Source organism: Methylibium petroleiphilum PM1 (genome assembly GCF_000015725.1).
GTDB classification, from domain to species: Bacteria; Pseudomonadota; Gammaproteobacteria; order Burkholderiales; family Burkholderiaceae_C; genus Methylibium; species Methylibium petroleiphilum.
This window is the reverse complement of sequence record NC_008825.1, coordinates 3,263,643-3,289,580: the sequence shown is the minus strand read 5'-3', so window position 1 is coordinate 3,289,580 and position 25,938 is coordinate 3,263,643. Positions and strand designations below refer to the sequence as shown.

The window sequence follows — 25,938 nt, the reverse complement described above, 5'->3', positions numbered from 1 at the left end:
CCGTTCGCGGTGTTTTCGATCAGCGCGACGTCGCCAGCCAGCGCTCGGCCAGCCGCACCCACAGCGTTGCCCCGAGCGGGATCAGGTCGTCGTTGAAGTCGTAGCTCGGGTTGTGCAGCATGCACGGGCCCAGGCCGTGTCCGCCCTCGCGGTGCGCGCCGTCCCCGTTGCCGATGACGAAATAGCAGCCGGGCCGGTGCTGCAGGTAGTAGCTGAAGTCCTCGGCCCCCATCGTCGGCTCGAACTCCAGCACGTTCTCGGCGCCCACCACCTCGGTCATCACTGACTGCGCGAACGCGGTCTCCGCCGCATGGTTGATGGTGGGCGGGTAGTTGCGCGAGAACTCGAAGCGGCAGCGCGTCTCGAAGGCCGCGCAGGTGGCGTCGGCGATGGTCCTCATGCGCTGCTCGATCAGGTCGAGCACCTCGGTCGTGAAAGTGCGCACCGTGCCGCGGATCTCGCAGCTGTCGGGCATGACATTGGTGGCCTCGCCGGTGTGGATCATCGTCACGGAGATCACGCCGGTGTCGAGCGGGCGCTTGTTGCGCGTGATGATGGTCTGGAAGGCCTGCACCATCTGACAGGCCACCGGGACCGGATCGACACCGAGATGAGGCATCGCCGCGTGCGCGCCCTTGCCCTGGATGGTGATGCGGAACTCGTTGCTGCTCGCGAACACCGGACCGGTCTTCAGCGCGAACTGGCCGACCTTCAGCCCGGGCCAGTTGTGCGCGCCGAACACCGCCTCCATCGGGAAGCGCTCGAACAAGCCCTCCTTGATCATCTCGCGCGCGCCGCCGCCGCCTTCCTCGGCCGGCTGGAAGATCAGGTAGACGGTGCCGTCGAAATGCCGGTGCCTGGAAAAATGCTGGGCGGCCGCGAGCAGCATCGCGGTGTGACCGTCGTGGCCGCAGGCGTGCATCTTGCCGGCGTGGCGGCTGGCGTGGGGGAAGGTGTTGTGCTCGGTGATCGGCAGCGCGTCGATGTCCGCACGCAGGCCGATCGCGCGGTCTGACGAGCCATTCTTGACGATGCCGACCACGCCGGTCGTGCCCAGCCCGCGGTGCACCGGGATGCCCCAGTCACCCAGGGCGCGGGCGATCACGTCCGCGGTGCGGCGCTCCTCGAAGCACAGCTCGGGGTGGGCGTGCAGGTCTCGGCGGATCGCGGTGACCGCGGCACTGTCGGCGAGGATGGATTCGATCAACTGCATCGGCGTCTCCCCAGCGGGCGAAGATTCCACTTCGGCATGGTAATGCCGCGCCCGGCGACGCAGCCGCGGCAGGGTCGTTCTGCAGCCTCGGCCGGCACGAGGCACACTCCATGCCGGGCCGGCCGAGATGCGGGCGGCAGGGAGGACCGCGATGAGAGGACGAAGCTTTGTCGGTGCCGCCGTGGCGTTCGGGGCGCTGGCCGCCGGCAGTGCGGCGCTGGCCCAGGTCGCCAATTACGGCTTCCTGCGCAACACGCCGATCAGCCGCTTCAACGAGCAGGACTTCAAGCTTTACCGCGCCGCCGTCACGCAGGCACTGGTCGCGCCCGAACTGGGCGTGCCGGTGACCTGGCGCAACGAACGCAGCGGCAGCGAGGGGAGTGTCACGGCGCGCGAGGGCGAGCGCGCCGGTTGCCGCGTGGTGGTGATGGAGAACCGGCACAAGGCACTCAGCGCCCGCAGCGAGCAGCAGCTCTGCAAGGTGGACGGCAAGTGGAAGGCGACGGCGGGCTGACCCGCAGCGTGCGCGGCGCCTGCCCGCACGACTGCCCCGACACCTGCGCGCTGCGCGTCACGGTGCGCGACGGCCGCGCGGTCAAGGTCCAGGGCGATGCCGACCACCCGACCACGCACGGCGCGCTGTGCACCAAGGTCTCGCGCTATCCCGAGCGCACCTACCACCCCGAGCGCGTGCTGCACCCGCTGCGGCGCGTCGGACCCAAGGGCGCCGGGCGCTTCGAGCAGGTCGGCTGGACCGAAGCGCTGGACGCCATCGCGACGCGCCTGCAGGCGATCGCCGCGCGCGACCCGCAGGCCATCGTGCCATACAGCTATGCCGGCACGATGGGTCTGGTGCAGGGCGAGAGCATGGCCGCGCGCTTCTTCCACCGCCTGGGGGCCTCGCTGCTCGACCGCACCATCTGCGCCAGCGCCGGCGGCGAAGCGCTGACGGCGAGCTACGGAGCCAAGGTTGGCATGCACGTGGAGCACTTCGCCGAGGCGAAGCTGATCCTGATCTGGGGCAGCAACAGCATTGCGTCGAACCTGCACTTCTGGACCTACGCCCAGGCTGCCAAGCGCGCCGGCGCGAAGCTGGTGTGCATCGATCCGCGCCGCTCCGAGACCGCCGACAAGTGCCACCAGCACCTTGCGCTGCTGCCGGGTACCGACGGTGCGCTGGTGCTCGGCCTGATGCGCGAGCTGATCGTCAACGACTGGCTCGACCACGACTACATCGACCGCCACACCGAGGGCTGGCCGGCGCTGCGCGAGAAGGCGCTTGCCTGGACGCCCGAGCGCACCGCCGCCGTCTGCGGCGTGGACGCCGAGCAGGTGCGTGGCCTGGCGCGCGACTACGGCAGCACGCGCCCGGCCGCGATCCGCCTCAACTACGGCATGCAGCGCGTGCATGGAGGCGGAAACGCGGTGCGCCTGGTCGCCACGCTGCCCTGCCTTGTCGGCGCCTGGCGGCATCGCGCCGGCGGGTTGCTGCTGTCGAGCAGCGGCTGGTACCCGATCGATCACGGCGCTCTGCAGCGGCCCGAGCTGCTGGGCGCGCGCCGCCCGCGCACGATCAACATGAGCACCATCGGCGACGACCTGCTGCACGAGAGCTCGGCCGGCTTCGGCCCGAAGATCGAGGCGCTGGTGGTCTACAACAGCAATCCCGTCGCGGTGGCGCCCGAATCACCCCAGGTCGTGCGGGGCTTCGCGCGCGAGGATCTGTTCACCGTGGTGCTGGAGCACTTCCTCACCGACACCGCAGACCACGCCGACTTCGTGCTGCCCGCGACCACGCAGCTCGAGCACCTGGACGTGCACCGCAGCTACGGCCACACCTCGGTGCTGATCAACGAAGCGGCGGTCGCGCCGCTGGGCGAGGCGCTGCCCAATACCGAGATCTTCCGGCGCCTTGCCGCGCGCATGGGCTATGACGAACCCTGCTTCGGCGACAGCGACGAGGCGATCGCCCGCCAGGCCTTCGGCCACCATGTCCACTTCGACGAGCTGCGGGCCCGCGGCTGGGTCCAGCTGCCACTGCCCGAGGCGCCGTTCGCCCACGGCGGCTTCCCCACGCCGAGCGGGCGCTGCCGCATCGACGCGCCCGGCTGGGGCGTGCCCGACCACGTGCCTAACCACGAGTCGGCGCAGAGCACGCCCGCGCTCGCCGCGGCCTATCCGCTGGCGATGATCTCGCCGCCGGCGCGCAACTTCCTCAACTCCAGCTTCGTCAACGTGAAGAGCCTGCGGGACATCGAGGGCGAGCCGGTGCTGGAGATCCACCCGGGCGACGCGGCGCCGCGCGGCATCCACGATGGTGCGCTGGTGCGTGTCTTCAACGAGCGTGGCCAGTATTGGTGCAAGGCCGTGCTCAGCGAGCGGGCGCGCCCCGGCGTGGTCAACGGCCTGGGCATCTGGTGGCGCAAGCTCGGTGTGCGCGGCAGCAACGTGAACGAAGTCACCCACCAGAAGCTCACCGACCTCGGTCGGGCCCCGAGCTTCTACGACTGCCTGGTCGAGGTGAGCGCGGACTGAGCAGTCCGTCACGCGGCCGATGCGTCGCATGGGAGTCCGCTCGCCGGCGAACGCGATGGCATGTGTCTTGCCACGTTGCCGCGTCACCAGAACGTTGGGAATCTGTCTTGAAACCTGCTGTCCGTCGGGCCGCGCGTCCTTTCGCGTGCGCCGTCCTGCTCGCGAGCCTCGCGGCCGCCTCCCACGCCGCCGACCCCACGACGATCGAACAGCTGAAGTCCGGGACCGACATGGTCTGGATGATGGCCGCCGGCGCCCTGGTGTTCTTCATGCAGGCCGGCTTCGCGCTGCTCGAGAGCGGCATGAGCCGCGCCAAGAACGCGATCAACGTCATCATGAAGAACTACTGCGACACGTGCTTCGGCGCGGTCGCCTACTGGGCCGTCGGCTTCGGCCTGATGTTCGGCGCCAATGCCAGCGGCTGGATCGGCACCGACCGCTTCCTGCCGCACGCGATGCCCGAGGCCGACTACGGGCTGCTGTTCTTTCAGATGATGTTCGCCGCCACGGCGGCCACCATCGTCAGCGGCGCGATCGCCGAGCGTGCGCGTTTCTGGGCCTACATCGTCAGCTCCGTGCTCATCACCGGGCTCATCTACCCGGTGTTCGGGTCCTGGGCCTGGGGCTCGCTGTTCTCCGGCCAGGGCTGGCTGCGCGAGATGGGCTTCATCGACTTCGCCGGATCGACCGTCGTGCACTCGGTGGGCGGCTGGTCGGCACTCGCTGCCATCCTGGTGATCGGGCCCCGGCTCGGACGCTTCGGACCCAACGGCGAGGCGCGCCCGATGCTCGGCCACAACCTCACCTCGGTCGCGCTCGGTGGGTTCATCCTGTGGCTGGGCTGGTTCGGCTTCAACGGCGGCAGCACCGCCGCGGCCACGGTGGGCATTGGCAAGATCGTGCTCAACACCCACCTGGCCGGCGCGGCGGGCGCGATCGGCGCGCTGGCGGTGCTGGCGCTCGGCCGCCAGCCGGTGCTGATGACCGCGGCCGTCAACGGCAGCATCGCCGGCCTGGTGGGCATCACCGCCGGCTGCCACGTGATGGAGCCGGCCTACGCGCTGCTCACCGGCTTCGTGGCCGGCGGGCTGAGCGTGCTGGCCGGCTGGCTGCTCGAGGCGGGTCGGATCGACGACGTGGTCGGGGCCGTCTCGGTGCACGCGGTCGGCGGCGTCTGGGGCACGCTGGCGGCCGGGCTGTTCAAGCACGACGCGATGTTCGACCTGCGGCAGCTCGGCGTGCAGGCGATCGGCTGCGGCGTCGCCTTCGCGTGGTCCTTCGGCACCGCGCTGCTGATGTACTGGCTGCTGGCCCGCGGCGTGGGTCTGCGTGCCAGCACGCTCGACGAGCAGCGCGGCCTCGATTTCACCGAACACTACGAGATCGGCTACCCCGAGTTCCAGCAGGACGCGGTGCACCGGGGCAAGCGATGAGCGGCGGTGCGTCGACGATGGCGAGCCGCGACAACGACCCGGTCACCGTGCGGCGTGCGCTGGCGCACGCGCTGGCCGAGTACCTGGAGGCGCCGCGCGTGCGCGACGCGGTGATGCTGTGGTGCCAGCAGTTCCAGGGGCGCGGCGCGCTGTTCCTCGGCCTGAGCCGCTACTGCCGGCAGATCGCCGACGGCTTCGGCCTGGCCGGCAAGGAAGCCGAACTGCACCTCAGGATCTTCCGCGCGCTGCAGAGCGACCCGCGGCGCCTGCCGGACGATCCACTGTCCTCGCAACCCTTCGAGTCCACCGAGCCGGGCAGCCTGCCACCGGGCTCCGTCGCGCCGGTGGCGCCGCGGCTGGGCGAGGGGGTGGCGGCCCTGCAGGCCTTCTTCGCGGCGATCGAGGCCCAGCTCTCTCGCGACCTGCCGGTCGGCCTGACGCCGGCGCGCGTGCGCCGCGCGCTGATCCGCCACGCTGCCAGCCTGCCGCGGCCCCAGCAGCACGCGGCCTCGCTGTGGTGGAGCGGGCAGGTGAGCACGCTCGATGGCGACTGGCCGGCCGGCGGCCATGGCACGCTGCTGATCAACGTGATGTACGTGGCACTCGCCGAACTGCTGGGGCCGGTGCGCGCAGACGCCTGCTTCACGCAGGCCGTCGACCGGCTCGAGGCCAGTGGGGTCCCTGCGCTGACCGGTATCCGCCGCTACCTGTAGCGCCCCGCATGGGGCCGTAGACTGCGCGCCATGCTGCTGCGTGCACGGTCCTGGTGGTTCACTCTTGTCGCGGTCGGTGCTGCGCTGGCGCTGCTGGGCGGTTGCGGCAGCGTCGCCTACCTCTCGCAATCGGTGCAGGGCCACCTCGGCGTGATGCGCGCCGCGAAGCCGGTCGACGACTGGCTGGCCGACGCCGGCACGCCGGCCGTGCTGCGCGAGCGCCTGCTGCTGAGCCAGCGCATCCGCGACTTCGCTGTCCAGGAGCTGGGCCTGCCCGACAACGCCAGCTACCGCCGCTATGCCGACCTCGGCCGGCCTGCCGTGGTGTGGAACGTGGTCGCGGCGCCCGAGCTGTCGCTGAGGTTGAAGACCTGGTGCTTCCCGGTGGTCGGCTGCGTCGGCTACCGCGGTTACTTCGACCGCGGCGCGGCCGACGCGCTGGCGGCCGAGTTGCTGTCCCAGGGCCAGGAGGTCAGCGTCTACGGTGTGCCTGCCTATTCCACGCTCGGCAAGCTGCCCGGTGACTTCTTTGCCGATCCGCTGCTCAATACCTTCATCGGCTACCCCGAAGGCGAGCTGGCACGGCTGATCTTCCACGAGCTGGCGCACCAGGTGGCCTATGCAAAGGACGACACCGAGTTCAACGAAAGCTTCGCGACCGCGGTCGAACGCCTCGGTGGCGAGCGCTGGCTCGCGCAACGGGCCGATGTGTCGGCACGCGAGGAGTACGAGCGCTACGACGCACGCCGCCGCGACTTCCGCACGCTCGTGCTCGCCACCCGCACGCAGCTCGACGCGCTGTACCGCGGGCCCGGCAGCGAAGCCGACAAGCGTGCCGGCAAGGCCACGTTGATGGCGCAGATGCGCGCCGAACACGCGCGCCTCAAGGCAGGTCCGTGGGCTGGCTACGGCGGCTACGACGCCTGGTTCGCGCGGGCCAACAACGCCAGCCTGGGGGTGCAGTCGGCCTACAACGCGCTGGTGCCGGGCTTCGAGGCACTGTTCGCCGCCGAGGGTCGCGACTTCGCGCGTTTCTACGCCGAGGTGCGGCGCCTCGCCAGCTTGCCGCAGGCCGAACGCCGCGCCACACTCGGAGCCGGCCGTCAGCTGCCGCCGCCCTGAACCGAACCGAGTGCCTCCATGCCCGACATCGCCCTGCATCGCCCCCACCAGCTCGGCCTCAAGCGCGCCCGCGAGATCGCGTGGAAATGGGCCGAAGATGCGGAGGCCAAGTTCGGCATGGAATGCACGGTGGAGGAGGGCGATGACGAGGACGTGGTGCACTTCACGCGCAGTGGCGTGAACGGCACGCTGCTCGTGCGCAGCGATGCCTTCGAGCTCGCCGCGAAGCTGAGCTTCCTGCTCGGCGCCTTCCAGAAGACCATCGAGGGCGAGATCGAGAAGAACCTCGACGGCCTGCTGGCGGCGGAGCACAAGCGCGCCAAGGCGCCGGCTGCGGCGAAGAAGGCAGCGCGCAAGAAGACCTGACAAGGTCTGCACGTTTCATACGGCCTGTATGCGAGCGCTGAGCGGGCGCCGCGCCGGTCCACTGTGTTGCGTTCATGTCCCCCGAGCCCGCCCTCCGGCCGGGCTCTCCTCCTCTACTTCACTCCACACAGCGGCCCGTCACGGCGCTTCAATACACCGCGGTGTGCTGGGGTTGTAAAGCCTTCGCGTGCCGCGGTGGTGCGTGCGACCAGGGCATCGGGTGAATGGCGAAGTGAGGTAAAGGAGGAGCGGTCGGCCCGCGGGGCCGGCCGCGGGGGACACGAACGCAGCCGTTCACCCGATGCCCTGGTCAGCAGCGCTCACACGCTGCACATGCCAAGCGCGACTCCCTACTTCAGCGACTCGATCAACTCGATGTAATCCTGCTGCGCAGACTCGCCGGCGGTGCCCTTCAGTTCATTCCACGCGTCCCACTTCGCGCGACCCACCATGTCGGAGAAGCCGGGGCGCTTGCCGTCCACGTCGCCGGCGGTTGCCTGCTTGTAGAGGGCGTAGATCCTCAGCAAGGTCTGGTTGTCCGGCTTCTCCGGCAGGGTCTTGGACGCAGCGACGGCGGCATCGAAGCGGGCTTTCAGATCGGCCATGGAGCGCTCCTCGTGGGCAGGGGACAGCAGTGAAAATCAGATTGACGCTGTCGATCTTACCGAGCATCGTCGCGGCCAAAACCCGAGAACAACCCGAGGAGACCCTTGATGGCCACCGCCACGCCGGAGCGCATGTCGCGTGTCGATACCGCGTGGCTGCGCATGGACAACCCGTCCAACCTGATGATGATCCTGGGCGTCTGGCTGCTCGAGCCCGGCGTGTCGCATGCGGCGCTGTGCCAGCGTGTCGAGGAGCGCCTGCTGAAGTACAGGCGCTTCCGCCAGAAGGTGGTGGAGGACGCGATGGGCGCGAGCTGGGTCACCGACCGCGCCTTCGACCTGCAGCGCCACGTGCGCAGCGAGCGACTGTCGCCGCGCAAGGGTCAGAGCCCGCGCCAGGCGCTGGAGGCGCGGGCCGCCGAGCTGGCGACCACGCCGCTCGACCCGGCCCACCCGCTGTGGCAGCTGCACCTGATCGAGGACTACCCCGACGTCGAAGGCCGGCGCGGCAGCGCGATGATCGCGCGCATCCACCACTGCATCGCCGACGGCATCGCGCTGATCTCGGTGATGCTGTCGATCACCGACGGCGGCAAGCCGCCGCCCGAGCGCGCGCAGAAGCCCGACGACGAGAAGGACTGGCTGAGCGACGCGGTGCTCAAGCCGATCACCGACGTCGCGATCAAGGCCATCGGCCTCTACGGCGACGGCGTGGCCAAGTCCGTCGAGTTGCTGTCGAAGCCGCAGCAGCCGCTGTTCGGCTCGGTCGAGATGGCGCTCACCGGCGCCCAGATCGTCAAGGACGTCGCTGCGCTCGCGCTGATGCCCGACGACTCGCCGACGCGGCTCAAGGGCAAGCCCGGCACCGGCAAGCGCGTGGCCTGGTGCGAGCCGATCCCGCTGGACGACGTGCGCTCGGTCGGCAAGGCACTGGGCGCGTCGATCAACGACGTTCTGCTGGCCTGCGCCGCCGGCGCAATCGGCGGCTACCTCGCGGCGAAGGGCGAAGATCCCACCGGCAAGGAGATCCGTGCGATGGTGCCGGTCAACCTGCGGCCGCTGGAGAAGGCACATCAGCTGGGCAACCGCTTCGGCCTGGTGCCGCTGGTGCTGCCGATCGGCATCGCCAACCCGGTGCAGCGTGTCTACGCGGTGCGCCGCCGCATGAACGAGCTCAAGGGCAGCTACCAGCCGGTGCTCGCGTTCGGCGTGCTCGCCATCGCCGGGCTGCTGGTCAAGCCGGTGCAGCACGCGCTGCTGAACCTGTTCGCCAAGAAGGCGACGGCGGTCATGACCAACGTGCCGGGACCGAAGGAACCGCTGAAGTTCTGCGGCGCCACGCTGCGGCAGACCATGTTCTGGGTGCCGCAGTCGGGCGATATCGGCATGGGCGTGTCCATCCTCTCCTATGGTGGCGGCGTGCAGTTCGGGCTGATCACCGACTCGACGCTGTGCCCGGACCCCGAGGCGATCATCGAGCGCTTCGCCCCCGAGTTCGAGAAGCTGCTGCTGGTGACGCTGATGCTGCCGTGGGGTGAGTGAGGGCGCCTCACGCACGCCCGGCGGTGGCGATCACGGCGGCGCCGGCAGGCCGGCCAGGTAGCGCTCGGCCAGCGTCCGGTCGATGAAGCGCCGGGCATCGTCGACGTCGAAACGCTTGCCCTCGACCAGGCCCTCGGCGTACTCGAAGAAGGGCGCGAACAGCCCGCCCTGGTCGACCGGTGCGCGCAGCGCGAAGCGCGGTTGGGCGCTGCCGATGCGGCGCCAGGCGGCGCGCACCTCGGCCCAGAACGGCTCGGTGCGCTCGAAGTAGGTCTGGCCGGCGCTGAAGTCGTGGCCGGTGATGCGCTCGTAGCGCGCCACGCCGTACTCGCGCGCCAGATAGGGCAACGTCGCGCGCGGCCGGCCGCCGTCGCCGAGCGCGAGCTTCAGGTTGTTCTCCTCCTGCACCCAGCCGCCGGGCGTGATGGTGTGACGGTTGCTGCCGACCAGCACCTGGTAGTCGCTGCGCACGCTGAACTCGCGCCGCGGCAGCGGGCGCCAGGTCTCGTCGCCGATCCAGGTGGAGAAGCTGTCGCCATGCTGCCAGCGCCCGCGCGCCGCGTAGCGCGGCGAGTCGTCGACCTGCAGCACGCTCTGCACCCAGCTGCCGCTGCGTTCGCCGGCCGGCACCGGCCGGCGCACCCAGGTGTTGCGGCCTTCGTAGGCGAGCAGGCTGTCGGCCTCGTAGCGCCACTCCTGCCGCCAGTGCCGCACGACGATGGGCTCACTGACCTGGCCGTCCTGCATCTGCACCCTCATCACCAGAATGTGCTGCAGCGCGATGAAGTCGCCGCGGTCCTCGGACACGAACACCTGCTCGGTGCCCCAGCTCTGGTAGGGCGCGTCCGGCTTCAGCGCGGGGTCGAAGCGCAGCACTTCGAGGAAGTCGAAGCTCACGCGGTAGGGACCGGCCATCGCGAGGATGGCGCGGCGGTCGCGCTCGCGCGCGCTGAGCCCGGGCTCGCGCAGCCGCTTCCAGGCCTCGCCGGCCGCGGTGTCGAGCTCGACCGGCACGCCGCGCGTGCTGGCGCCGCGCGGCTTCAGTGCCGCCTCGCCGAGCGGCCAGGCGAAGATGAACTGGCTGGGTGCGGCGGCCGGAGTCGCCTCGGTGTAGGCCGCAGCGGCCCAGGGCAGGGTCAGCAGCGCAAGCAGGAACAGCAGTGCGGGGGACTTCTTCATGCGGCGCATTCTGTGCGCGTTCGCGCGGCCGGCCGCAATGCACCTGCCGAATGTCCGGGCTTGGCGCTCGCCCATGAAAAACGGCGCCCTGGGGCGCCGTCCTGTGTCGATCGGGTCAGGCTCAGAACTGGAACGCCAGCCGCACGCCGCCCCAGTGGCGACCGTTGACGGTGATCGGTGCTGCGGCTTCCTTCATCAGCACGAAGTTGCCGCCGCCCATGTCGCGCCGGTAGGTCTGCAGCAGGAAGGGCCGGGTGTTGCGCGCCGACGCGAGGCCGGTGCGGTCGTTGAAGATGCGGCGGTAGCGGCTGTTCGCGGTGTTCCACACCGGGTCGTTGCTGCGCTGCGGGTTGCAGTACTGGCGGTTGTGCGTGGCGACGTAGCCGTTGCGGTCGACCGCGATGCAGTAGACGACCTTCTGGTTCAGCGTCAGCAGGCGCTCCTGCACCTGCGGGAACAGCCGGTCGGCCAGCGCGACGAAGCGCGTGGTGTGCTGGGCCGGGTTGGTGCCGGGCACGGCCTGGTAGTTCTCGTCGAACAGGTCGGCGATGGCGATGGTGTTGGTGCGCAGCGCGTCCTCCAGCAACTTGCTGATCTGCGAGGCCGCCTCCTGGACACCGCGGATGTAGGGCGTGTCGTCGGTGTCGATGCCGCAGTCGGCCACCACCTCGATCATGTTCTCGCTGACCTTCAGGAAGGCTTCGCTGCGCGCCGTGGCGCTGCCCAGCGTCTGGCTGGAGCGCTGCATCTCGCGGTCGATCGCGGCCATCTGCTCGTTCAGGCCGTCGCAGATCGTGCGGCTCTGCACCGCCGCGGCGCTGATGCTGCCGACCCCGCCCTGCACCTCGGCCAGCGCCCGGTGGAAGGCGCCTTGCGGCGCCTCGCCCTCGCGCAACTGGATCTCGCGCGCCAGCGCGCCGACGCGTTGGTCGAGCTCGGCCACGGTGCTCATGATCTGTTTCGACGAGGCCTCGACCTTGGCCGACAGGTCCTTCACCGCGTCGGCCACGACACCGAAGCCGCGTCCGGCCTCGCCGGCCCGGCCGGCCTCGACCGAGGCGTTGAACGCCACCAGCCGCGTCTGCAGCGCGATCTGCGTGATCTGTCCGGCCGCGGCCGCCACCTGGCGCAGCGTGTCGACGATGCCGCCCACCTCGGTGCCCACCTGCTCCACCGCGGCGCGTGCGCGCTCCACCGCCTTCAGGCTCTCGGTGGTGGTGGTGCCGATGCCCCCTTGCGCGCGCTGCACCTCGCCCAGCTGGCTGCCGAGCGTCTGCAGCGCCTGGACCTGGCGCTGGTTGACCTGGTTGCTGTCCTCGATCAGGCCGCGCACCTCGGCCGCGTCACGGCCGAGACGGGAGGCCGCCTGGGCGATGCTCTGCACCGCCTGGCGCAGGTCGGGAGCTGGCGCCGCGACGGGTGCCGGGTCGGTGGCCGCGCTCGGGGTCTTCTTGAACAGGCTCAGCATGGTTGTCTCGTGCTCGCTTCTTGTTTGGGTTTCAGTGATCGCGCAGCTTGGCGCGCAGGCGCGCGATCGACTGGCTGTGCAGCTGGCAGACGCGCGATTCGGTCACGCCCAGCACTGCGGCGATCTCCTTGAGGTTCATGTCCTGCTCGTAGTACATCCCCATCACGAACTGCTCGCGCTCGGGCAGGGTCTTGATGGCCTCGATCAGCGCCAGGCGCATGCGATGGTCCTGCAGCAGGGCCACCGGGTTCTCGTTCTCGTCGGCGACGTGGCGGTCGAGGAAGTCGTTGTCGCCATCGTCGCCGGACATGTCCTCCAGATAGACGAGCTGCGTGCCGCGCACCTTGCCCAGCAGCTCCTGGTAGTCGGCAAGCGACAGGCCCATCTGCTTGGCGATCTCGCTCTCCGCCGGCGCGCGGCCGAGCTGCTGCTGCAGCTTGTGCACCGCGACCTCGATCTCGCGCTGCTGCTTGCGGTTGCCGCGGCTCATCCAGTCGCTGCCGCGCAGCTCGTCGAGCATCGCGCCACGGATGCGCTGGGTGGCGAAGGTCTCGAACTGCACGCCCTGCGCACTGTCGAAGCGCGACATCGCGTCGGTGAGGCCGATCAGGCCGACCTGGATCAGGTCGTCGATCTCCACGTTGGCCGGCAGCTTGGCGATCATCTGGTGCGCAAGACGACGCACCAGCGGGCTGTACTGCTTGATCATGGCGTTCGTTTCGAGGCGACCGGTGGCGGTGTACATGTCGGGCTCCAGGCGGTGTTCGGCGGTTCGTTCGGTCTTCGATCGGGGATTCAGCGCGACCGCGGCAGGCGCGAGCCCAGCGACGGCAGCGCGGAGCGTGCGCCGATCTCGCCGGCCAGTGCGCCGAACACGCTGTCGCTCACGGTGTGCGGCAGTGCGCAGGCGAGCTGTTCACGTGCCAGGCGCTTCAGCCGCAGGCTCGGGCCATCGGTGGGCGCCTCGGCCGGGTCGACGGCCACCCAGTCGTGCAGCGTGGCCCCCAGGAAGTCGTCGGCGCAGCGCGCCATGCGTTCGGCCACCTTGGCCGCGCGCGGCGAATCGGGCGGGGCGCTGAACAGCAGGTCGTGCGTCAGCAAGGCGGCGCGCGTCGCCAGCAGCTTGATGGCCGCATAAGCGTGCGTGACGCTGTCGGGCTGCTCGTCGCACAGGACGATGGGGCGCACCGTGGCCGCCTGCAGCTCCTGAACGCGACGCGCGAACAGACGGGCCAGTTCGGCAGCGCTGGCATGCACCAGCAGCACATCGATGTCGGGAGCGGCTTCGGAAATGGCGTCGAGGAAGCCGGAGGTCGAGCCGCTCGCATCCACGAAGCGCAGCGTCAGGCCGCCGGCAGCGAGGTAGCTCACGTGCGGGCTCAGCGTCTCCACGCCCTCTGCGAGGTCGAAGCTCGCCAGCTCGGCTGGTGCGCGGGCGTTCTCGCCGGCGTCGACCACGAGCGTGCGCAGACCCTGCTCGGCGTAGGCGCTGCACAGGCGCTCCAGCAGGGCACCGCCGAAGGCGATCTTCGGGTTGGACACCACCGGGATGCAGCGCATCGTGCGGCTCACGAACAGGCGGCGCAGGCCCTGGGCCTGGTCGGCCGGTGCGGGGTGGGTCGGCAGATCGTCGAGCTGGTTGTACCAGCTGTCGGTGGCGGGGCGGCAGGCGCGGCGGGGCAGGTCGGTGGACATGGCGGCAGCGGGGTCGTCGGGATCTGGAAGCTCAGGCGCGGCCGGCCGGTACGGGGCGGCGCTCCGTCATCTGCGGCGTGGCGAACACCAGGTTCATCTCGCTCGCGTCGAAGTTGTAGGCCGGGCTGCCGGTGGCGCGCAGCGCGCGGTGCACCAGGGCCTGACCCGACAGGCGATGCCAGTCCTCGGGCACTCGCTGGCCGTTGGCCACCGCGACGATCTTCTGCTTGTGGCGGATCACGGCGTCGAGTGCCGGCGCCAGCTTCACGGCCTCGTCGAGCTTGGACAGCACGATGCCCTTGCAGGCGGCGGCACGGTAGGAGGTCATCACGTCGTCGATGGTCTCGCCCTGCACGGCGGTGTTGACCACCAGCAGCTTGTTGATCGAAGGGTGCGCCAGCATGTCGAGCAGTTCGCGCGTGCGGGTGTCGCGCTGGGCGACGCCGGCGGTGTCGATCAGCACCATCTTCTTGGCCGACAGCAGCTCCAGCAGGTCTTCCAGCGCGGTGCGGTCGTGGGCGGTGTGCACCGGCACGCCGAGGATGCGGCCGTAGGCGCGCAGCTGTTCGTGGGCACCGAGACGGTAGGCGTCGAGGGTGATCAGGCCGAGGTTGGACGCGCCATGCCGGGTGGCGAAGGCGGCGGCCAGCTTGGCGGTCGAGGTGGTCTTGCCGACGCCGGTGGCGCCGATCATCGCGAACACGCCGCCCTGGTCCTCGATCGGCAGCTCGCGCTCGCCGGTCATCAGGTTGCGCTCCAGCACGCTGGCGGCCCAGGCCTGCTCGTCGCCGACGTCGGCCGTCATGCCAGCCACCAGCTTGCGGATCAGCACCGGCGAGAAGCCGCACTCGAGCAGCTTCTGGGTCAGCTTGGCCTGAGCGGGCTCGCGCTGCAGCTTCTCCATGAAGGCCAGCGCGCCGAAGCGCTCTTCGATCAGCCCCTTCATCGAGCGCAGCTCGCTCAGCATCGTGGCATCGGCCTGGGCCTCGCGCAGGATCGGCGGGCTGGCGGTGGCGGACTGTGTCTGGCGGCCGTAGACCACCTGCTCGCGCAGCACCGGCATGGTGGCGGCCTGCTGGCTGGCAATCCGGTGCTGCACGGCATCGACCGCCGCGTCGACCGCATCGTCGTCGTCCAGATCCTGGGCGTACAGCGTCGCCTGGGCGGCGGCACGGGCCGGCGCCATCGGGGCGACGTTGAGGGTCGGCTCGGTGCGTTCCTCGCGCAGCGCTTCGCCGCGCAACGCGGCCTCGCGCTTCTTCAGCATGCGGTCGCGCACGTAGTCCTGGAAGGACAGCGTGCTCATCGACAGTTGTTCCACGTCCTGCTGCACATCGTCGGCCGTCGCGGAACGGCCACCCTTGGCGGCCTTGACCGGCTTCGCGGGCTTGGCGGGCGCCGGCTGCGCGGCGGCGGCCTGCTGCTGCACGGCGGCCTGGCGCTCGACCGCGGCCAGCGCGCCCGGCGCCATCGCCAGCATCTCGATGCCTTCGGGGCAGGGCTTGGTCGACAGCACCACGGCGTCGTCGCCGAGGGCCTGGCGCATCTTGGTCATCGCGTCGCGCGAGGTACGGCCTGTGAAGCGTTGGACGTTCATGCGGAGCCTCTGGGTCGGGGTCTGTCAGGGGGGCGGATCAAGCGGCGGCGCCGATGATCGAGCCGATGCGGATCGAATGGGTGTCTGGGATCTCGCTGTGCGAGAGCACACGCAGCCGCGGCGCGGCGCGCTTGAGCAAACGGGCGATGGGCACGCGGATCGCATCGGGCACCAGCAGGCAGGCCGGGTGGCCCAGGTCCTCCTGGCGCTTGGCGGAGTCGGCGGCGGAACGGGTCAGGATGTCGGCCATGCTGGGGTCCAGCACCGGGCCGTTCTGCGAGGTCAGGGCCTGCGACAGCAGGCGCTCGAGGTCGGGCTCGATGGCGATCACCTCGAGCTCGCGCACCGGGCCGTAGATCTGCTGCACGATCGCAGGCGCCAGTGCCACGCGGATACGGCGCGACAGCTCCTGCGGGTCGTTGGCGAGGTTGGGGTTGGCGCCGACGTGCTCGGCCAGCGCTTCCACCACCGAGCGCATGTCGCGGATGTGCACGCCTTCCTCCAGCAGCAGCTGGAGCAGTTTCTGGAGGGCGGCGATGGGGACCATCTTCGGGACCACGTCTTCGATGAGTTTGGGTGCCAACTTCGTCACATGCTCGACCAGCTGCTGCGTTTCCACGCGGCCCAGCAGGCGCGCTGCATTCACTTGCATCAAGTGTGAGAGGTGGGTCGCCACCACGGTCGAGCAATCAACGACCGTATAGCCGGCCATTTGCGCCGCTTCGCGCTGGCGCTCCTCGATCCACGTGGCGGGCAGGCCGAAGGCCGGGTCGGTGGTGGTGGTACCGATCAACGGCGTGCTGGCGTGGCCGGGGTTGATGGCCATCAGCATGCCGGGGAAGGCTTCGCCCTCGCCGATCACGGCGCCGCGCAGCGTGAGCCGGTACATGCTGGGGCGCAGCTCGAGGTTGTCGCGGATGTGCACCGACGGCGGCAGGAAGCCCACGTCCTGCGCGAACTTGCGGCGCACGCCCTTGATGCGCGTCATCAGGTCGCCCTGGCGTTCCTTGTCCACCAGCGCGATGAGGCGGTAGCCCACTTCCAGGCCCAGCGTGTCGACCGGCTGCAGGTCGTCCCAGCTGGCCTCGGCGTCGGGGGCCGGGCCGGCCGCGGCGGCCGGCCTGGGGGGCGCCAGCTTGGCGCGCTGCTCGCGCTGGTGCATCAGCCATGCGACGTAGCCGAGCGCGCTCGCGATCAGCAGGAACACGAAGTGCGGCATGCCCGGGATCACGCCCAGCAGCCCGATCACGCCGGCAACGATGCCCACCGACTTGGGCGTCTTGAACATCTGGCCCATGATCTGTTCGCCGACGTCCTGCTCCTTGCCGACGCGCGACACCACCATGGCGGCCGCCACCGAGATCAGCAGGGCCGGGATCTGCGCCACCAGCGCGTCGCCGATGGCCAGCAGGATGTAGCTGTCGGCGGCCTTGCCGGCGCTGAGGTCGTGCTGGACCACGCCGATGATGAAGCCGCCCACGATGTTGATGAACAGGATCAGCATGCCGGCGATCGCGTCGCCGCGCACGAACTTGCTGGCACCGTCCATGGAGCCGAAGAACTCCGCCTCGTTGCCCACCTCGGCGCGACGGCGCTTGGCCTCCTTCTCGTCGATCAGGCCGGCGTTCAGGTCGGCGTCGATCGCCATTTGCTTGCCGGGCATCGCGTCCAGGGTGAAGCGCGCGCCGACCTCGGCGATGCGCTCGGCGCCCTTGGTCACCACGATGAAGTTGATGACCACCAGGATCGCGAACACGATGATGCCGACCGCGAAGTTGCCGCCGATCAGGAAGTGGCCGAAGCTCTCGATCACCGCGCCGGCGGCGCCCGGGCCGGTGTGGCCTTCCATCAGCACCACGCGCGACGAGGCCACGTTCAGCGACAGCCGCAGCAGCGTGGTCAGCAGGATCACCGCCGGGAAGGCCGAGAAGTCCAGCGGCTTGACCATGTAGGCCGACACCATCATCACCATCAGCGCGATCGCGATGTTGAAGGTGAACAGCAGGTCCAGCGCCAGCGGCGGCAGCGGCAGCACCATCATCGCCAGCACCATCAGCACCAGCAGCGGCACTGCCAGGCTGCGGATCATGCGGGCGTTGGGACCCAGCCAGGCCTGGACTTGGGAGAGCATCGGGTTCATGACCGCCCCCCGACCGGCGAGTACGCCGTTCGCCCCCCCGTGGGGGTGCGGGCCGGCTTGGGAGCGGCCCGGCGCTCGGCCCGCTCAGCTCCGATGGGTGTCAGTGACTTCATGCGAGGGCTCCGGCATCGGAAGACGGTTTGTTGTGCGGGTCGAGCTCGGCGGGCACCGGCAGCTCGGGCAGTTCGCCCGGCAGCGGTGCCTTGCCGGCCAGCGCGGCGCGCAGCTGGTACACATAGGCCAGCACCTGGGCCACCGCGGTGTAGAGCGCGATCGGAATCTCGCGGTCGAGCTCGGCGTGCGCGTACAGGGCACGCGCCAGCACTGGGGCCTGCAGTACCGGCACCTTGGAATCCTTGGCGAGGTCGCGGATGCGCATCGCCATCAGGTCGGCGCCCTTGGCGACCACGCGCGGGGCACCGCCCCGGCCTTCCTCGTACTTCAGCGCGACCGCATAGTGGGTCGGGTTCATCACCACCAGGTCGGCCTTGGGCACGGCGGCGAGCATGCGGCGGTTGGCCATCTCGCGCATGCGCGCCTTGACCTTGGCCTTGACCTCGACGTTGCCCTCGTTCTCCTTGTGCTCCTGCTTCATTTCCTGGTGGCTCATCTTCAGCCGCTTGGCGTGCTGGAAGCGCTGCAGTGGCACATCGATCAGGGCGAACACGGCCAGCGCGAGCAGCAGGAACATCAGCCCGTAGAGCACGTCGTTGCCGGCCTGGGCCAGCGCAGTGGGCAGCGGCAGCGTCAGCGTGCTGGTGAACTGGAAGACGTTCTGCGACAGATAGAAGGCACCGACCAGCCCGATCACCAGCGCCAGCACGCAGCTGCGCACGGTGTCCACCAGGCGGTCGGCCGACAGCATGCGCGGGAGACCGGTCAGGGGGTTGAGCTTGCTGAACTTGGGCTCGATCGCCTTGAGCGTGAAGTTCCAGCCGCCGACCGTGAGGCTGCTCGCCAGCGCCGCCAGCACCATCACCGCCCCGATCGGCAGCATCGCCCACGCGAACTGCACGCCCAGTTCGGCCAGGCGCTCGGACATGCTGGCGGTGCCGTTGAGGGTGCCGGCATCGAAGCGCAGGCCGCTCTGCAGCAGCCGCGTCATCCAGCCGGTGGCAGTGGGGGCCATCGCCGCCAGCAGGGCGATGCCGGCCGCTACGGCCGCGAAGTGACCGAGGTCGCGCGAGCGCGGCACCTGCCCGTCTTCACGCGCCTTCTTCAGCTTGCGTTCTGACGCGGGCAGGTTGCGGTCTTGGGCGCCTTGATCGGCCATGGTTCCTCGGAAGAGTCCTGAAGGAGGATTCTTCCGGGAGGCCGCGAAAACTTGAGCGAGATAAGCGGGGCAGGGACCGTGCTTTTCCGGTCGCGGGCCGAATGCCGCCCGGAATGCGAACGGCGCTCCTGAGAGCGCCGCGAGGAAGAAGCCTGGGGTTCGCCGGGCCTCAGGCCTTCACCACCCCGCTGTGCGCGGCCAGCGCTGCTGCGCCGCGTGCGTTGTAGACGGCTGCTTCGCGCGGGATCAGCACCTCGATCGCGCGGTCGAGGGCCGCGGTGGCGCGCGCCAGCGTGTCGCGTTGCGAGGCGACCTGGCCGCTGGCCTGGGCCAGGCGCTGGCGCAGGGCCGTCGGCACCGGGCCGCGGTGGCGGCTGAAGCAGTCGAGGGCGGTGGCCAGGGCGCGTTGCAGCTCGACGGCGGCCGTGTCGACGCCGCGGCTGTCGCGCTCGAGCAGCGCCTGCGCCAGGGCGGCCAGGCGCTGCTCGACGTCGGCGATCGAGGCCTCGAGGATCTGGGGCGCAGACGCGCGCAGCTGGGTGGAGCTCGGATCGGTCTGCATGAGGGCGTGGGGAAGGGCGGTGGGAATCGGCGGACCGGGCTCAGCGCTTCACGGCGTCGAGCATTTCCTGCGCATTGGCGATCAGCTTGTCGGCGATGACATCGGCGTTCACCTTGAAGGAGCCGTCGGCGATCGCCTGCTTCATGCGCTCCACCTTGGCAGCGTCGAACTCCGGGCTGCTGGCGCCGGCCAGCAGGGCCGTCGCAGTGCTGGAGAGCTCCACCGTGCTGGTGCCGGCGTCTGCGGCCTGAGCGACGCGGGCCTTGGCCGCTGCGGCGCCGGCTTCGGCATTGGAGCGAGCCAGGATCGCAGCATCGGCGGCGGGCGTGGAGGTTTGACCGATCTTCATGACGGACTCCTGCAATCCAGGGGCAGAGCCCCCGGACGGTTCAACATCCCAGCGGTATCGACGAGGGCTCGCCGAACTTGAGAGATTCTTTTGTAACAGCGACGCGATGGCACGGCAAGCTCCGGGTTCAGGCGCGGGTCACAGCCGCAACTCGACGCGCCGCTCGCCGACCGGCAGGCCGGTGACGATGCGGCCGCTCTCGGTGCGCACGCGCACCGGGCTGCCGTCGAGGCCCGGCGTGATCGCCTGGCCTTCACTCTGGACGGAAAAGCCGGGGCCGACGGCGACCAGCTGCACGGTCTCGCCAGCGGCGAACCACTGGCGGGCGCGCAGCAGGTTCTGGCGCAGGTCTTCGCCGGCGCTGACCATGCGCAGCAGCGAGCGGCCGATGGCCTCCTGCGGATCGGTGAGGGCGGCGGCCGGATCGGCCGCGAGGTCGATCTCGGCTTCGCGCAGGTCGGCGGCGGTGAGCACGGTACCGGCCGGCAGCGCGCTGGCGGCGACCAGCGCGCGGCCGTACACCCTGACGGTGATCGGCAGGTAGACGTTCCACTTCTTCTCGCCCTGCAGGCAGCGCAGGCCCACGCGCGTGCGGCCCCACGGCTTGAAGCCGGTGGGCAGATAGGGTTCGATCTGCTGGCAGGGCGCCAGCTTGAGGCGGGGGTCCAGCGCGCCGGCCTCGACCTCGACCCGCAGGCCGGCAGCCGGCTGCGAGCTCTTCAGGGCCAGGCTGCGCACCTGTTCGGCCAGCACGGCGGTGGCCGCGGCGTCCTGCGCCCGGGCGGGCAGCGACGCGGTCGCGACGGCCAGCAGGAGCAGGCACAGGGCGAGGGCGGCAGGGACGGCGTTCGGCTTCATCGAGCAGGACTTTAGGGGGCGGCCTGCGTCGGCGGGCCGGGAATTGAGCGGGGAAGAGGGTCCTATTCCCGCTAATGTTTCAGACGGTCACGACCAAGAATGCCCACCATTGCCACCCAGCGTGGCCATCCGTCCGGGCACTTCATCATGATGGACCGACTCACGAACTCGCTGAACTTCCAGACCCAGGCGCTGCTGCTGAGGTCGGAGCGCCAGCGCCTGATCGCGAGCAACATCGCCAATGCCGACACGCCGGGCTACCAGGCCCGCGACATGGACTTCGGTGCCGCGCTGCGCGAGGCCACGGGCGCCGCAACGCCCGGCAATGCGCTATCGGCCACGCAGGCCGGGCACTTGAGCCCGACCGCCGGTGCGCGCAGCGAAGCCGGACTGAAGTACGCCACGCCGAGCCAGACCAATCTGGACAGCAACACGGTCGACATGGACCGCGAGCGCGCGGCCTTCGCCGACAACGCCGTGCACTACGAGGCCACGCTGCGCTTCATCAACGGCAGCGTGCGCACCATGCTCAGCGCGATCACCGGCCAGTAAGGGGAACGATCATGTCGATGTTGAACATCTTCAACGTGAGCGGCAGCGCGGTGAGCGCGCAGAGCCAGCGGCTCAACGTCGTCGCCTCCAACCTGGCCAACGCCGACACCGTGGCCGGCCCCGACGGCAAGGCCTACAAGGCGCGCCAGGTCGTGTTCCAGACGCTGCCCTTCCAGCAGCCCGGCGAAGCCGGCACCGCCGCCGGCGTGCAGGTCTCGCAGGTCACCGAGGACAACGCCCCGGGCCGCAAGGTGCTCGACCCCAAGCATCCGCAGGCCGATGCCGACGGCTACGTGACCTACAGCAACGTCAATGCGGTGGAGGAGATGGTCAACATGATCTCGGCCTCGCGTTCGTACCAGAACAACATCGAAGTGATGAACACCGCCAAGACCCTGCTGCTGAAGACGCTGCAGATGGGTCAGTAACGACTCCTTCCTGAACAGGATCCGCCATGGCCACCGCCCCCGTCACCAACAGTTCGTCCAGCGTGTACGACGCGCTGAACGGCAGCACCACCACCAAGACGGACGACGGCTCCGAACGCTTCCTCAAGCTGCTGGTCACGCAGATGAAGAACCAGGATCCGATGAACCCGATGGACAACGCGCAGGTCACCAGCCAGATCGCGCAGATCAACACGGTGACCGGCATCAGCACGCTCAACCAGACCGTGAAGTCGCTGTCGAGCCAGATGCTGTCCTCGCAGGTGCTGCAAGGCGCCGGGCTGGTGGGCCACACCGTGCTGATGGCAGGCAGCAAGCTGCACTTCGGCGAGGACGGCACGACGGCCGGCGGCTTCGAGCTCGCCAACGCAGCCGACAGCGTGAAGGTCGAGATCCTGTCGCCGAGCGGCCGGGTGGTCGACACCATCAACATGGGGGCCGCCTCGGCCGGCCGCAGCGGCTTCGAATGGACTGCGCCCACCGGCACCAGCACCGACGGCATGACCTTCCGCGTCACGGCGAAGGCCGGCAGCACGACGCTGACGGCCACGCCGCTCACCACCGATCTCGTGAAGGCCGTCTCCACCAGCGGCGACACCCTGAACCTGGAGCTGCTGTTCGGCGGCTCGATCCCCTACACCCAGGTCAAGGCCATCTCCTGAGCCGCGCCTGCCGCCCCCTACCGAAGAGGAATTCCCCATGAGCTTCCAGCAAGGTCTGTCCGGTCTGAACGCCGCCAGCAAGAACCTCGAGATCATCGGCAACAACGTCGCCAATGCATCCACCTTCGGGGCCAAGAGCTCGCGCGCAGAGTTCGGCGACGTGTACGCCAACGCGCTGAACGGCTCGGGCACCAACATGGTCGGCATCGGCGTCAATCTGGCCACCGTGGCCCAGCAGTTCACGCAGGGCAACATCACCACCACCGACAACCCGATGGACCTGGCGATCAACGGCTCAGGCTTCTTCCAGGTGAGCGACGGCAAGAACCCGACCATGTACGCACGCAACGGCCAGTTCAAGATCGATCGCGAGGGGTTCATCGTCAACAACTCGGGCTACAAGTTGCTGGGCTACCCGGCCGACGGCCAGGGCGTGATCGTGCCGGGCCAGGCCCAGGCGATCCAGCTGCCGACCGCCGGCATCGCGCCGCGCGCGACCGACCGCATCGCGATCGAGATGAACCTCGACGCGCGCCAGGCCGTCACCACGCCGGCCACCGGCGGCATCGACTTCGACGATCCGGCCACCTACAACAACGCCACCTCGGTGACGGTCTACGACGCCAAGGGCCAGGACGTGGCGCTGACCTACTACTTCCAGAAGTCCGGCGCCGACCAGTGGGACGTGTACGTGACCGCGAACGGCACGCCGATCAGCGTCGACGGCACTGGCGCCGCGCTGCCCAGCACCACGATGACCTTCCCGGCCAACGGCTCGGCGCCGACGGCGCCGGTCGGTGCGGTGCCGATCAACATCCCCGCGACCACCAACGCCGCCGGCGGCACCACGCTGCCGATCACCGGCATCGAACTCGACGTGACGAGCGCGACGCAGTACGGCTCGGGCTTCGGCGTGACCGACATGTCGCAGACCGGCTACGCGCCCGGCCAGCTGTCGGGCATCTCGATCGAGGCCAACGGCGTGATCATGGCGCGCTACAGCAACGGCCAGTCCAAGCCGGGCGGCCAGCTCGAGCTCGCCAACTTCCGCAACCCGCAGGGCCTGCAGCCGCTGGGCAACAACGTCTGGGCCACCACCTTCACCTCCGGCGATCCGGTGGTCGGCGCGGCCGGCGATGGCAACTTCGGCGTGCTGCAGTCCGGCGCGCTGGAGGAAAGCAACATCGACCTGACCGGCGAGCTGGTCAACATGATCACCGCGCAACGCGTCTACCAGGCCAACGCGCAGACCGTGAAGACGCAGGACTCGATGATGCAGACGTTGGTCAACCTGCGCTGATTGCAGCGGGCACTGAGGAGTCGCGATGGACCGGATGATCTACTTGTCGATGTCGGGCGCGAAGGCGACGATGCAGCGGCAGGAGACGCTCGCGAACAACCTCGCGAACGCCTCGACCACCGGCTTCCGCGCCGAGCTGCAGGCCTTTCGCGCCGTGCCCGTGCGCGGCGACGGCGCCAGCACGCGCGTCTACTCGCTCGAGACCACCACCGGCTACGACCCCACCCCGGGGCCGATGGCCGCCACCGGCCGCGCGCTCGACGTGGCGATGCAGGGCAACGCCTGGCTGGCCGTGCAGGGGCTCGACGGCACCGAGGCCTACACCCGCATGGGCTCGCTGCAGGTCGACGCCGAGGGCACGCTGAAGACCTCCGGCGGCCTCACGGTGCTGGGCGATGGCGGCCCGATCGCACTGCCGGCGAACTCGTCGCCGCAGATCGCCGCCGACGGCACCGTCAGCGTCAAGCAGGCCAACGGCGGCGTCACCTCGGTCGGCCGCCTCAAGCTCGTGACGCCCGAGGCCGCGCTCCAGCGCGGCGATGACGGCCTGTTCCGCGCCGCCGACGGCGACCTGCCGGTCGACCCGAACGCGCGCGTGGCCGAAGGCACGCTCGAAGGCAGCAACGTGAACCCGATCGAGAACATGGTGGCCATGATCGCTGCGGCGCGCCAGTTCGAGAGCCAGATGAAGATGCTGCAGACGGCCGAGGGCGACGAGAAGGCCGCCAGCCAGCTGCTGTCGATGAACGGCTGATGTCCGGGCCCCGGCGGAACTGGGGCCCGATCCGGGCGCTTATCCCGCTCTCGCTCGCCTTCATCCCCGTCATGATCGGTCGATGAGGAGCCCCCCGCCATGATGCGTTCCCTTTGGATCTCGAAGACCGGGATGGAAGCCCAGCAAACCCAGCTGGACCACATCTCGCACAACCTCGCCAACAGCGCGACGAACGGCTACAAGCGTTCGCACGCGGTGTTCGAGGACCTGATGTACCAGACCATCCGCCAGCCCGGCGCCAACAGCTCCGAGCAGACGCAGCTGCCCACCGGCCTGCAGCTCGGCCTGGGCACGCGCGCCGTCGCCACCTCGCGCCAGTTCAGCCAGGGCTCGCTGCAGCAGAGCACGAACCCGCTCGACCTCGCGGTCAAGGGCCAGGGCTTCTTCCAGATCCAGCTGCCCGACGGCACCACCGGCTACACCCGCGACGGGGCCTTCCAGGTCAGTGCGCAGGGTCAGCTGGTCACGAACAACGGCTACGTCGTGCAGCCCGGCATCACCATCCCGGCCAATGCACAGAACGTGACCATCGGTGCCGACGGCAACGTGAGCGTCACGCTGCCCGGCCAGGCCGCCGCGCAGACGGTCGGCCAGATCCAGCTCGCGAGCTTCGTGAACCCGGCCGGCCTGGAGCCGCGCGGCGAGAACCTCTACACCGAGACCGCGGCCTCGGGCACGCCGAACGCCGGCGCACCGGACAGCAACGGCCTGGGCGCGATCGCCCAGGGCTTCGTGGAGGGCAGCAACGTCAACGTGGTCGAGGAACTGGTCGCGATGATCCAGACCCAGCGCGCCTACGAACTCAACTCCAAGGCCATCCAGACCTCGGACCAGATGCTGCAGAAGCTGGCCCAGCTGTGAGCCTGAAAGCCGCCGCCATGTCCTTCGCCCTCTGCCGTGTCGCTGCGCTGGCGCCGCTCGTCCTGCTGTTCGGCTGCCAGGCGATGGCGCCCAAGGTCGACATCGCCGACACCTCGCCGGTGCTGCCGCAGGCGGTGGTGGCACCGCCGGTCAACAACGGCGCGATCTTCCAGGGTGCCAGCTACCGGCCGCTGTTCGAGGACCACCGCGCGCGCCTGGTCGGCGACACGATCACGGTGCAGATCGTCGAGAAGGTGGCGGCCAGCCAGCAGTCCACCAGCAGCATCGACAAGAACGGCTCGGTCAACGGCAGCATCTCGGCGCTGCCGTTCTTCGCGCCCAACTCCTTCAAGCGCGCCTCGGCCACCGGCAGCAACGAGCAGGCCTTCGAGGGCAAGGGCACGACGGCCAGCGCCAACACCTTCAGCGGCACCATCACGGCCACCGTGATCAACGTGCTGCCGAACGGGCACCTCGTCATCAGCGGCGAGAAGCAGATCGGCGTGAACCAGCATGTCGACGTGCTGCGCTTCTCCGGCCAGGTCGACCCGCGGGCGATCCAGCCCGGCAACTCGGTCGCGTCGGCGCAGATCGCCAACGTGCGCATCGAGCAGCGCGGCCGCGGTGCCCAGGCCGAAGCGCAGGGAATAGGCTGGTTGGGACGCTTCTTTTTGAACGTTCTGCCACTCTAA

At 69.7% G+C, this 25,938-nt stretch carries 26 protein-coding genes; 14 read left to right on the top strand and 12 right to left on the bottom strand.

The annotated features are described in order from the left end of the window. Window positions 1–19 precede the first annotated feature (19 nt). On the bottom strand, window positions 20–1,213 hold the full coding sequence (locus MPE_RS15605; RefSeq protein ID WP_011830668.1) for a M20 aminoacylase family protein: 1,194 nt from the start codon (window positions 1,211–1,213) through the stop codon (window positions 20–22). 151 nt (window positions 1,214–1,364) lie between these two features. On the opposite strand from MPE_RS15605, the gene MPE_RS15600 reads away from it, so the two are divergent. From MPE_RS15600 to MPE_RS15575, 6 genes are all read left to right on the top strand, one after another. Then, a complete protein-coding gene (locus MPE_RS15600; RefSeq protein ID WP_148210969.1) occupies window positions 1,365–1,727 on the top strand; it encodes a hypothetical protein in 363 nt (120 codons plus the stop codon). Continuing rightward, window positions 1,706–3,748, top strand: coding sequence for a molybdopterin-containing oxidoreductase family protein (locus MPE_RS15595; RefSeq protein WP_011830666.1), 2,043 nt, complete (start codon window positions 1,706–1,708; stop codon window positions 3,746–3,748). The genes MPE_RS15600 and MPE_RS15595 overlap by 22 nt, the downstream gene beginning before the upstream one ends. Window positions 3,749–3,855: 107 nt before the next feature. Further along, window positions 3,856–5,181 carry an ammonium transporter gene (locus MPE_RS15590; protein ID WP_011830665.1) on the top strand — a complete coding sequence of 442 codons (1,326 nt, stop codon included), beginning with the start codon at window positions 3,856–3,858 and terminating at the stop codon, window positions 5,179–5,181. Further along, complete coding sequence (locus MPE_RS15585) at window positions 5,178–5,894, top strand: hypothetical protein (RefSeq protein WP_011830664.1); 717 nt, start codon at window positions 5,178–5,180, stop codon at window positions 5,892–5,894. The genes MPE_RS15590 and MPE_RS15585 overlap by 4 nt, the downstream gene beginning before the upstream one ends. Before the next feature lie 30 nt (window positions 5,895–5,924). Continuing rightward, a complete protein-coding gene (locus MPE_RS15580; RefSeq protein ID WP_011830663.1) occupies window positions 5,925–7,016 on the top strand; it encodes an aminopeptidase in 1,092 nt (363 codons plus the stop codon). Window positions 7,017–7,034: 18 nt separating this feature from the next. Further along, the gene (locus MPE_RS15575; protein WP_011830662.1) at window positions 7,035–7,382 is read left to right on the top strand and encodes a polyhydroxyalkanoic acid system family protein; all 348 of its coding nucleotides are present in this window, start codon (window positions 7,035–7,037) and stop codon (window positions 7,380–7,382) included. Window positions 7,383–7,732: 350 nt separating this feature from the next. On the opposite strand, the gene MPE_RS15570 is transcribed toward MPE_RS15575, so the two are convergent. Beyond that, the gene (locus MPE_RS15570; protein WP_011830661.1) at window positions 7,733–7,987 is read right to left on the bottom strand and encodes an acyl-CoA-binding protein; all 255 of its coding nucleotides are present in this window, start codon (window positions 7,985–7,987) and stop codon (window positions 7,733–7,735) included. Between the two features lie 108 nt (window positions 7,988–8,095). Here MPE_RS15570 and MPE_RS15565 point away from each other — a divergent pair, with 108 nt between their 5' ends. After that, the gene (locus tag MPE_RS15565) at window positions 8,096–9,529 is read left to right on the top strand and encodes a wax ester/triacylglycerol synthase family O-acyltransferase (RefSeq protein WP_011830660.1); all 1,434 of its coding nucleotides are present in this window, start codon (window positions 8,096–8,098) and stop codon (window positions 9,527–9,529) included. A gap of 30 nt (window positions 9,530–9,559) precedes the next feature. Here MPE_RS15565 and MPE_RS15560 read toward each other — a convergent pair whose 3' ends face one another. The 10 genes from MPE_RS15560 to flgA form a co-directional block, all read right to left on the bottom strand. Then, the gene (locus MPE_RS15560) at window positions 9,560–10,708 is read right to left on the bottom strand and encodes a DUF6607 family protein (protein ID WP_148210968.1); all 1,149 of its coding nucleotides are present in this window, start codon (window positions 10,706–10,708) and stop codon (window positions 9,560–9,562) included. 121 nt (window positions 10,709–10,829) lie between these two features. Then, window positions 10,830–12,176, bottom strand: coding sequence for a methyl-accepting chemotaxis protein (locus MPE_RS15555; RefSeq protein WP_011830658.1), 1,347 nt, complete (start codon window positions 12,174–12,176; stop codon window positions 10,830–10,832). 31 nt (window positions 12,177–12,207) lie between these two features. Further along, window positions 12,208–12,921 (bottom strand): RNA polymerase sigma factor FliA, encoded by a 714-nt coding sequence (locus MPE_RS15550; protein ID WP_011830657.1) that lies wholly within the window; start codon window positions 12,919–12,921, stop codon window positions 12,208–12,210. Window positions 12,922–12,971: 50 nt separating this feature from the next. Then, window positions 12,972–13,871, bottom strand: coding sequence for a MinD/ParA family ATP-binding protein (locus MPE_RS15545; protein ID WP_011830656.1), 900 nt, complete (start codon window positions 13,869–13,871; stop codon window positions 12,972–12,974). A 31-nt stretch (window positions 13,872–13,902) separates the two neighbouring features. Next, entirely contained in the window at window positions 13,903–15,468 is a 1,566-nt protein-coding gene (gene flhF, locus MPE_RS15540; RefSeq protein ID WP_011830655.1) for a flagellar biosynthesis GTPase FlhF, read from the bottom strand. Between the two features lie 37 nt (window positions 15,469–15,505). Continuing rightward, a complete protein-coding gene (gene flhA, locus MPE_RS15535; RefSeq protein WP_011830654.1) occupies window positions 15,506–17,608 on the bottom strand; it encodes a flagellar biosynthesis protein FlhA in 2,103 nt (700 codons plus the stop codon). Window positions 17,609–17,717: 109 nt separating this feature from the next. Then, entirely contained in the window at window positions 17,718–18,881 is a 1,164-nt protein-coding gene (gene flhB / locus MPE_RS15530; RefSeq protein ID WP_011830653.1) for a flagellar biosynthesis protein FlhB, read from the bottom strand. A gap of 169 nt (window positions 18,882–19,050) precedes the next feature. Then, window positions 19,051–19,443, bottom strand: a complete 393-nt coding sequence (locus MPE_RS15525; RefSeq protein WP_011830652.1) for a hypothetical protein — start codon at window positions 19,441–19,443, stop codon at window positions 19,051–19,053. Between the two features lie 40 nt (window positions 19,444–19,483). Then, on the bottom strand, window positions 19,484–19,792 hold the full coding sequence (flgM, locus tag MPE_RS15520; protein WP_011830651.1) for a flagellar biosynthesis anti-sigma factor FlgM: 309 nt from the start codon (window positions 19,790–19,792) through the stop codon (window positions 19,484–19,486). 138 nt (window positions 19,793–19,930) lie between these two features. After that, window positions 19,931–20,650 carry a flagellar basal body P-ring formation chaperone FlgA gene (gene flgA, locus MPE_RS15515; protein WP_011830650.1) on the bottom strand — a complete coding sequence of 240 codons (720 nt, stop codon included), beginning with the start codon at window positions 20,648–20,650 and terminating at the stop codon, window positions 19,931–19,933. A 147-nt stretch (window positions 20,651–20,797) separates the two neighbouring features. On the opposite strand from flgA, the gene flgB reads away from it, so the two are divergent. From flgB to MPE_RS15480, 7 genes are all read left to right on the top strand, one after another. After that, a complete protein-coding gene (gene flgB, locus MPE_RS15510; RefSeq protein WP_036230094.1) occupies window positions 20,798–21,202 on the top strand; it encodes a flagellar basal body rod protein FlgB in 405 nt (134 codons plus the stop codon). Between the two features lie 11 nt (window positions 21,203–21,213). Continuing rightward, window positions 21,214–21,630 (top strand): flagellar basal body rod protein FlgC, encoded by a 417-nt coding sequence (flgC, locus tag MPE_RS15505; RefSeq protein WP_011830648.1) that lies wholly within the window; start codon window positions 21,214–21,216, stop codon window positions 21,628–21,630. A gap of 26 nt (window positions 21,631–21,656) precedes the next feature. Then, window positions 21,657–22,310 (top strand): flagellar hook assembly protein FlgD, encoded by a 654-nt coding sequence (locus MPE_RS15500; protein WP_011830647.1) that lies wholly within the window; start codon window positions 21,657–21,659, stop codon window positions 22,308–22,310. A 37-nt stretch (window positions 22,311–22,347) separates the two neighbouring features. Then, the gene (gene flgE, locus MPE_RS15495) at window positions 22,348–23,610 is read left to right on the top strand and encodes a flagellar hook protein FlgE (protein WP_011830646.1); all 1,263 of its coding nucleotides are present in this window, start codon (window positions 22,348–22,350) and stop codon (window positions 23,608–23,610) included. A gap of 25 nt (window positions 23,611–23,635) precedes the next feature. After that, window positions 23,636–24,364 (top strand): flagellar basal-body rod protein FlgF, encoded by a 729-nt coding sequence (gene flgF / locus MPE_RS15490; RefSeq protein WP_011830645.1) that lies wholly within the window; start codon window positions 23,636–23,638, stop codon window positions 24,362–24,364. Between the two features lie 99 nt (window positions 24,365–24,463). Continuing rightward, entirely contained in the window at window positions 24,464–25,246 is a 783-nt protein-coding gene (gene flgG, locus MPE_RS15485) for a flagellar basal-body rod protein FlgG (RefSeq protein ID WP_011830644.1), read from the top strand. A gap of 17 nt (window positions 25,247–25,263) precedes the next feature. After that, window positions 25,264–25,938, top strand: a complete 675-nt coding sequence (locus MPE_RS15480) for a flagellar basal body L-ring protein FlgH (RefSeq protein ID WP_011830643.1) — start codon at window positions 25,264–25,266, stop codon at window positions 25,936–25,938.